The sequence below is a fragment of the Azotobacter bryophylli genome (assembly GCF_042643485.1).
Classification (GTDB): Bacteria; Pseudomonadota; Gammaproteobacteria; order Pseudomonadales; family Pseudomonadaceae; genus Azotobacter; species Azotobacter bryophylli.
In genome coordinates this window covers 22,574-29,939 of record NZ_JBHRSJ010000027.1, presented here as the reverse complement: position 1 = coordinate 29,939, position 7,366 = coordinate 22,574, and the positions used below count along the sequence as shown (strand labels likewise).

Here is a 7,366-nt window from a genome sequence, read left to right as displayed (position 1 = left end):
TGGGGTTTCCCCATGTGAGAGTAGGTCATCGTCAAGCGCCTATCCCGAACCCCCGACTGGCACCTGCCGGTCGGGGGTTCGTCTTTGCGCCGCGAAAAAAGGGGTGCAGCGCTCGCCGCCGAGGAGCGTCTCGCGACGCCCGCTCCGGCTCGCCCGTCTGGACACGGGCCTCCCGCTCAATGAGTTTTTGTCATGTGCGATGTTGATGATTCCCGAGAACTGATCGAGCTTCCTCTGGAGCAACTGGCTGCCTGCCATGAGTGCGATCTGCTCATGCGCAAGCCGGAACTGGCGTTAGGCGAGCGAGCTGAATGCCCCCGTTGCGGCTTCGAGTTGTTCAGCCATCGTCCGCAAATGTTGCAGCGCAGCTTGGCTTTGGCCCTGGCTGCTTTGCTGCTCTACATCCCGGCTAATTTCCTGCCGATCATGCATCTCCATCTGCTGGGCCAGACCACGCAGGACACTGTGTGGAGTGCGGTGCGGAGTCTGTACGATGGCGGCTTGCGAGTCATCGCCGTAGTCGTGTTTCTCTGCAGCATGGGCATCCCGCTACTCAAGCTGCTGTGCCAACTGGCAGTCCTGCTCTGCATTCGCTGGGATGTCGGGCGTGTCCACGGGTTGTTCCTGTACAGGACTTACCACCACCTACGTGAGTGGGGGATGCTCGAGGTATATCTGATGGGCATCTTGGTCTCGATCGTCAAGCTGATCGCATTGGCTAATATCGAAATGGGCATCGGTCTGGCATGTTTCATCGGTCTGTTGCTGCTGCAGATCTGGCTGGAGGTGGTCATGTCACCCCAACAGGTCTGGGAGGCGCTGTCAGGGGAGAGCCGCTATGCGGGCCATTGAGGCGGGAATCCTGATATGTCCCGAATGTCATCAGCTCAATCGCCAGGATTCGGACCATGGCCGCCAGCGCTGCACCCGCTGCGGTGCTTCGGTGCACGCGCGGCACCCGCACAGTCTGGCTCGGACCTGGGCTCTGCTGATTACCGCCGCGATCCTGTACATTCCCGCCAATCTGCTACCGATCATGACCGTCAGTGCCCTGGGGCAGGGCGAGCCGGATACCATCATGTCCGGGGTCGTCGCCCTGGTACAGGCCGGCTCCCTGCCCATCGCACTGGTGGTCTTCGTGGCGAGTATTCTGGTGCCGACCTTCAAGCTGGTAGGCATCGCCTTGTTATTGATCTCGGTGCAACGCAAACAGCCACTTTCCGCACGGCAGCGCATCGTCATGTTCCGCTTCATCGAGTGGATCGGGCGCTGGTCGATGCTGGATGTCTTCGTCATCGCCATTCTCGTGGCGCTGGTGAATTTCGGTACCCTGGCGCGCGTCGAGGCCGACCTGGGGGCCATGGCCTTCGCCAGCGTGGTGATCCTGACCATGCTGGCCGCAATCACTTTCGATCCCCGCCTGATCTGGGACAACACGGAGTCGTACGATGACCAAGAATGACCTGCCGACGGCCAGAGTCCGACCGGCCTCGAACTGGTCAGCAATCTGGGTGCTGCCATTGATCGCCTTGCTGATCGGTGCCTGGCTCGCCTGGCGTGCCTACAGTCAGGCCGGCATCGAGGTGCAGGTGCAGTTCAGCAGCGGCGAAGGCATCGTGGCGAACAAGACCGAGGTCATCTATAAGGGCATGCCGGTCGGCAAGGTCGTCGATCTCGCCCTGAATGGCGAGGGCGCCAACCAAGGGGTCGTCGCGACCCTGGAGATGAACAAGGAAGTCCAGTCTTACCTGCGCAGCAATACGCGCTTCTGGCTGGTCAAGCCGAGCGTGACGCTGGCCGGAATCAGCGGCCTGGAAACCCTGGTCTCGGGCAATTACATCGCGGTGAGCCCGGGGGATGGCGAGCCCAAGAAGAAGTTCACCGCCCTGTTGGAGGCACCGCCGATGCCCGACAGCGTGCCCGGATTGCACCTGAAGCTGAAGGCCGACCGGCTCGGCTCGCTGAATCGCGACAGCCCGGTGTTCTACAAGCAGATCCAGGTCGGCCGGGTGAAGAGCTATCGGTTGGCGGAGGACCAGAGCACGGTGGAGATCAACGTCTTCATCGAGCCGGCCTATGCCCACCTGGTGCGCAAGCACACCCGCTTCTGGAACGCCAGCGGCATCACGGTCGATGCCGGCCTGGGCGGGGTCAAGTTCCATAGCGAATCCCTGGCCAGCATCGTGGCGGGCGGCATCGCCTTCGCCACGCCGGAGAATCGCAAGGACAGCCCGCCGACCGATACGCGCTTTCCGTTCCGCCTGTACGAGAGCTTCGACGCCGCGCAGACCGGGATCAAGATCGCCCTGGAGCTGGGCGATTTCGAGGGGCTGCAGGCCGGGCGAACCCCGGTGGTGTACAAGGGCATCCAGGTCGGCACCTTAAAGACCCTGCAGGTCGAGCCCGGTCTCTCGACGGCCAGGGCCGAGCTGACGCTGGACCCCCTGATCGAGGACTACCTGGTCGCCGGCGCCGAGTTCTGGGTGGTCAAGCCTTCGATCTCCCTGGGCGGCGTGACCGGGCTGGAGGCGCTGGTGAAGGGCAACTACATCGGTATTCGTCCTGGCGAGAAGGGCGGGACGCCCAGGCGCGAATTCGTCGCCCGGCCCAAGGCGCCGCCCATGGATCTCGGCGCGCCCGGCCTGCATCTGGTGCTGACCAGCGACACCCTCGGCTCGCTCGATATCGGCAGTCCCGTCCTCTACCGCAAGCTCAAGGTCGGCTCGGTGCAGAGCTATCAGCTCTCCCCGGACCGCCAGCGCGTACTGCTGGGGGTGCACATCGAGCCGGACTACGCCAACCTGGTCAACAGCTCGACGCGCTTCTGGAATGCCAGCGGCATCAGCCTGAGTGGCGGCCTGTCCGGCATCGAGGTGAAGAGCGAATCGGTGCAGAGCCTGCTGGCCGGCGGGATCGCCTTCGAGACCCCGGACCCCAAGGCGGCGGTCGACAGGCGCATCCAGCGCTTCGAGCTGTACGCCGACCGCGAGACCGCCCTGCGCGAAGGCGTGTCGGTGCAGATTCGCGTGGAGCGCGGCGACGGGCTGCGCCCGGGCACGCCGATCCGCTACAAGGGCCTGGAAGTGGGCAAGGTGGACCGGGTCGAGCTGAGCGACGATCTCAAGAGCGTCCTGCTCGATGCCAGGATCGGCAAGGCGGCGGAGCGTATCGCCCGGGCCGGCACCCGGTTCTGGGTGGTCCGCCCCGAACTGGGCCTGGCCCATACCGCCAACCTGGATACCCTGGTCAGCGGCCCCTACCTGGAGGTGCAGCCGGCACCTGACAACGCCGCGCGCCAGACCCGCTTCGTCGCCGCCTCCGAGGCGCCGAGCGTGTCCGGCGAGGAGGCCGGGCTGCGCCTGGTGCTCAGCGCGCCGCGGCGCGGCTCGCTGAAGCCGGGCGTACCGGTGACCTACCGGGAGGTGGCGGTCGGCAAGGTGACCGATTTCCAGCTGGGGCCGAACGCCGACCGGGTCCTGGTCGGCATTCTCATCGAGCCCCGTTACGCGACGCTGGTGCGCAGCGGCAGCCGCTTCTGGAACGCCAGCGGCTTCGGTTTCGATTTCGGCCTGTTCAAAGGGGCGCAGATCCGTACCGAGTCGGTGGAGACCCTGCTGGAAGGCGGCATCGCCTTCGCCACCCCGGAAGGCGAGCAGATGGGCAAGCCGGCGCAGCCGGGGCAGACCTTCCCCCTGTACGGCGAGGCGAACGAGGAGTGGCTGCATTGGGCGCCGAAGATCGCCCTGGGCAAGGACCGCTGAGTCGGGAAATGAGGGCCGCAATCGCGGCCCTCGTCCTTTGCGCCGTCAGGCCGGTTCGCCGACCTCGTCCGGGGCCTCGCTCGGCAGTTCGGCCAATTCGCGGCGCTTGATGAATTTCCAGTCCGCCTCGTCGATGTAGATGCCACTGGGGCCGCTGCCGCCTTCCAAGTCGATGGCGACGTGGGCCGACACCTGCGGTTTCACCGAAGCGAGGATGGGCACGAAGCCGAGCTGCAGGCTGGTCTCGATCAGCGCCTGCTGGTTGCGTTCGTCGATGTCCGCGGCCTCGTCCAGGTAATAGGGCAGGCGGATGCGCCCGGCCTGCTCGCGGTCCATCAGGTGCAGCAGCAGGTACATGTTGGTCAGCGCCTTGATGGTCATGGTGGTGCCGTTGGACGCCGCGCCGTCGATGTCGGTGTGGATCACCGGCTGGCCGCCGACCTTGGTGATCTCGAAGGCCAGCTCGAACAGGTCCTTGAGGCCGAGCTGGTTGTGGTTGGCCGCCACCAGTCGCGCCAGATACTCCTTGGCTTCTTCGTTCTTGGCGTCCTGCTCGGCGGACTGGGACAGGTCGAACACCGACAGGGTCTCGCCTTCCTCGTACTGCCCGGCGCTGTGGATGATCTGGTCGATGTGCCTGAGCGCATCGCGGTTCGGCGCCAGGACGATGCGGAAGCTCTCCAGGTTGGAGACCTGGCGCCGGTTGATCTCGCGGTTGAACAGCGCCAGCTGGTGCTCCAGGCTGTCGTAGTCGCTGCGGATGTTGCGCAGTGTTCGGGCGATGTCGGTGACCGCGGCGCGGCGGGCCTTGGCCAGGGTCAGGGCCTCGTCCTGGCGATGGGCGTAGGCGTTGAGCAGCAACCGCAGGCGGCGCTCAGGGTCTTCCTCGCTGTCGAACTTGGCCACGCCCTTCAGGCGCACCTGGGCGTACAGGGCCTCGATCTGGCCGTCGATGCGCTGCAGCGCCTGCCAGCTGTCCTGGTAGTCGTTGAGCAGCGGCAGCAGGTTGTCCAGGGAGTCGTCCAGCGGCTCCAGGTACGGCGTGCCCTGCGGCAGGTCGGCCGGCAGCAGCTGACGCCGGCGCAGGGCGTCGGCCAGGGTGCGCTCCTTGGCTTCCAGATCGGCGAGCTGGCGGCCGACCAGCTGCAGCTTGGCGGAGAGCTGCTGGACGCGCTCGGCGAAGGCATCGCTGGAGCGCTTGAGTTCGTCTTGCAGCGCCTCGGCCTGGGCCAGCTTCTCCAGCTTGGTCGACTCCTCGGCGGCCAGGGTCTGGCTGCGGCGGAAGTCCTCCAGTGCCTTCTGCGCGTCCAGCACCGCCTGGTACAGCCGCTCGGCCTCGGCCTTGCTCGCGCCGAGGTCGGCGGCGACCGATTGCTGGGTTCTGAGCTGCTTGAGCTCGCGCTCCAGACGGTCCTTCTGTTCGCGCAGGGCGGCGCGGTCGGCCAGGGCCTGCAGCGCCGGCGGCTCGATGTGGGAGAGGTCGATGGACAGGCCGGGCGCCTCGAAGCGCTCGCCCTTGAAGCCGGCGAGCACGCCTTCCAGAGACTTCACCCAGGCATCGCCATCCTCCAGGGCGATGCCGGCCTCGCCCAGGGGCAGACTGAACAGGGCGCCGTTGAACAAGCGCATCAGGCGCTCGACGTCGGCTTGCGAAAACTCCTCGCGCAAGCGCGAGTAGCTGTTGTTGTCGGCGTGTTCGATCTGCTGCTTGACCGATCTCAGGCGCTGCTCCAGGTCGCGCAGACGCTCGTCCAGATCGCTGCTGGAGAACTGCCGTGACTGCGCCAGAGCGCCGGCCAGTTCGTCGTGGGCGTCCTTGGCGGCGAGCAGCTGCTGCTCCAGCACCTTGCTGTCCTCGACCAGGGCGAAGCGGTTCTTCAGCACCGCCAGCTCGCCGAGCCAGCGCTGGGTGTCGCTGATCTCCCGCTCCAGGCGCATCAGCTCGGAGGTGGAGCCGCGCTGCTCGTGCTGCAGGCCGTCCTGCTCGCGGCGGTAGTGCTCGGCCTGGATCACCAGTTCCTCGCGGCGCGCGCCGGCGTATTCCTGCCAGGTGCCGAGCAGGGAATCGAGCAGCGGCGAGAGGCGGTGCAGCTTGCCGCGCAGCAGGTCGCGCTGGGTCACCCCGGCGGCCAGGGCCTCGACCAGCGGGCCGGCGGCGACCAGCGCCTGGTAGTCCTGCTCCATGCGCCGCACGTCGCGGAACGCCTCCTCGGTGGCGGCGATGTAGTCGACGCTGCCGGAGCGCAGGCTGTGCTCGAAGGCGTCGAGGAACAGCTGCTTGAGCTTGGCCGCGGTGATCTCGCGCATGTGCAGCAGGTTGATGAACAGCGCGCGGAAGGTCTTCAGGCTCTGCTCGCTGGTGGAGCGCAGCGGAATCAGGGTCAGGTCCAGCGGCACGGAGGTATGGCCGCCGACCAGCAGGCGGCGCAGCTCGTCGGGCTTGATCTCGTGGGCCTTGATCCCGGCGCGCTCCAGGTTGGCGAACAGCTCGCGCTGGCGCAGGCAGGTGCCGTCCTTCTGGTAGTGCTCCAGGTCCAGCGAGCCGGTATAGGCGAAGAACTGGTGGCCGAAGCCGCCGCCCGGGCCGCGTCCGGCCACGCCGATCACGTGCGGACCGTGGGGCAGGGCGAGTTCGACGAGGATGTAGCTGGTATCCGAGGCGAAGTAGAACCGGCGCGACTGTTCCAGGCTGTACTTGCCGAAGCTCATGTCCGACAGGCGCGCCAGGATCGGGAACTGCAGGGCGTTGATCGAGGCGCTCTTGCCCAGGTTGTTGGCGCCGTACACCGACAGCGGGGTCTCCAGGGGAAACAGGCCGAGGCTGTAGCCGGCGGTGTTGAGCAGGGCGAAGCGGCGGATGCCGTAGCGTTCCTGGGTCATGCTTCAAGTTCCTTTTCTTCGGCGATGGCGCGGGCCAGGGTGTCCTCCTCGGACTCCCCGTCCCCGCTGGCGAAATCGATGGCGCCGGCCTCGGCCGTCTCCTCGGCCAGTACCGGCGCGGGCAGCGGCAGGTCGCTGCTGTGCAGGCTGGCGGCCAGGTCGCGGTCCTGCTGCACCGCCAGGCAGACGTCGATGAAGCGGTGCATCGGCGGCAGGAAGCGGTAGCTGCCCTGCTCGTCGGCGGCGAAGCCGAGCTGGGTCAGGCGGCGGACGATCTTCTCCTCCAGCTCTTCTTGGCTGGTGACCTCGGCCTGGAGGAAGAGGTCGCGGTACTTGTCCAGCAGCGCCGGCAGCTCGTCGCGGCCGAGGCTGCCGCCGTCGAGCACGGCCAGCGGATCGCGGCCCTGGTCGGCCAGGTGCTCGACCAGGATGAAGGTGAACAGCGCCAGGCGCTGGGCGGTCTTGTTCACCTGCGGGCCCATCTGCTCGGGGACGAAGTAGTAGAAGCCGCGCGGATCGCAGACCAGCTCGAAGCCGAGGGCCTTGAACAGGAGGCGGTACTGGTCCTGCTGGCTGGACAGCTGGGCGTAGCATTCCGGCTGGCTGGAGGAGAGGTGATAGCCCTTGAACAGCTCGCGGAAGATGGCGGCAAGCTGGGTCATTTCCTTGAGGTCGATGTTCATAAGCGTTGCTCACAGGCAGTCGTAGGACGGATGGCCGCCCCG

At 66.5% G+C, this 7,366-nt stretch carries 5 protein-coding genes; 3 read left to right on the top strand and 2 right to left on the bottom strand.

Going from position 1 to position 7,366, the window contains the following annotated elements:
* Positions 1–192: 192 nt before the first annotated feature.
* Genes ACFOJE_RS12985 through ACFOJE_RS12975 form a run of 3 tightly spaced genes read left to right on the top strand, consistent with a single transcriptional unit; the run spans position 193 to position 3,761 of the window.
* Entirely contained in the window at positions 193–852 is a 660-nt protein-coding gene (locus tag ACFOJE_RS12985) for a paraquat-inducible protein A (RefSeq protein WP_377814790.1), read from the top strand.
* On the top strand, positions 839–1,462 hold the full coding sequence (locus ACFOJE_RS12980; RefSeq protein ID WP_377814789.1) for a paraquat-inducible protein A: 624 nt from the start codon (positions 839–841) through the stop codon (positions 1,460–1,462). The genes ACFOJE_RS12985 and ACFOJE_RS12980 overlap by 14 nt, the downstream gene beginning before the upstream one ends.
* On the top strand, positions 1,449–3,761 hold the full coding sequence (locus ACFOJE_RS12975) for a PqiB family protein (protein ID WP_377814788.1): 2,313 nt from the start codon (positions 1,449–1,451) through the stop codon (positions 3,759–3,761). The genes ACFOJE_RS12980 and ACFOJE_RS12975 overlap by 14 nt, the downstream gene beginning before the upstream one ends.
* A 45-nt stretch (positions 3,762–3,806) precedes the next feature.
* Here the strand turns inward: ACFOJE_RS12975 and mksF are convergent, their stop codons facing one another.
* The gene (gene mksF, locus ACFOJE_RS12970) at positions 3,807–6,641 is read right to left on the bottom strand and encodes an Mks condensin complex protein MksF (RefSeq protein ID WP_377814787.1); all 2,835 of its coding nucleotides are present in this window, start codon (positions 6,639–6,641) and stop codon (positions 3,807–3,809) included.
* Complete coding sequence (mksE, locus tag ACFOJE_RS12965) at positions 6,638–7,324, bottom strand: Mks condensin complex protein MksE (RefSeq protein WP_377814786.1); 687 nt, start codon at positions 7,322–7,324, stop codon at positions 6,638–6,640. Before mksE ends, mksF begins: the two co-directional genes overlap by 4 nt.
* Between the last annotated feature and the right edge of the window lie 42 nt (positions 7,325–7,366).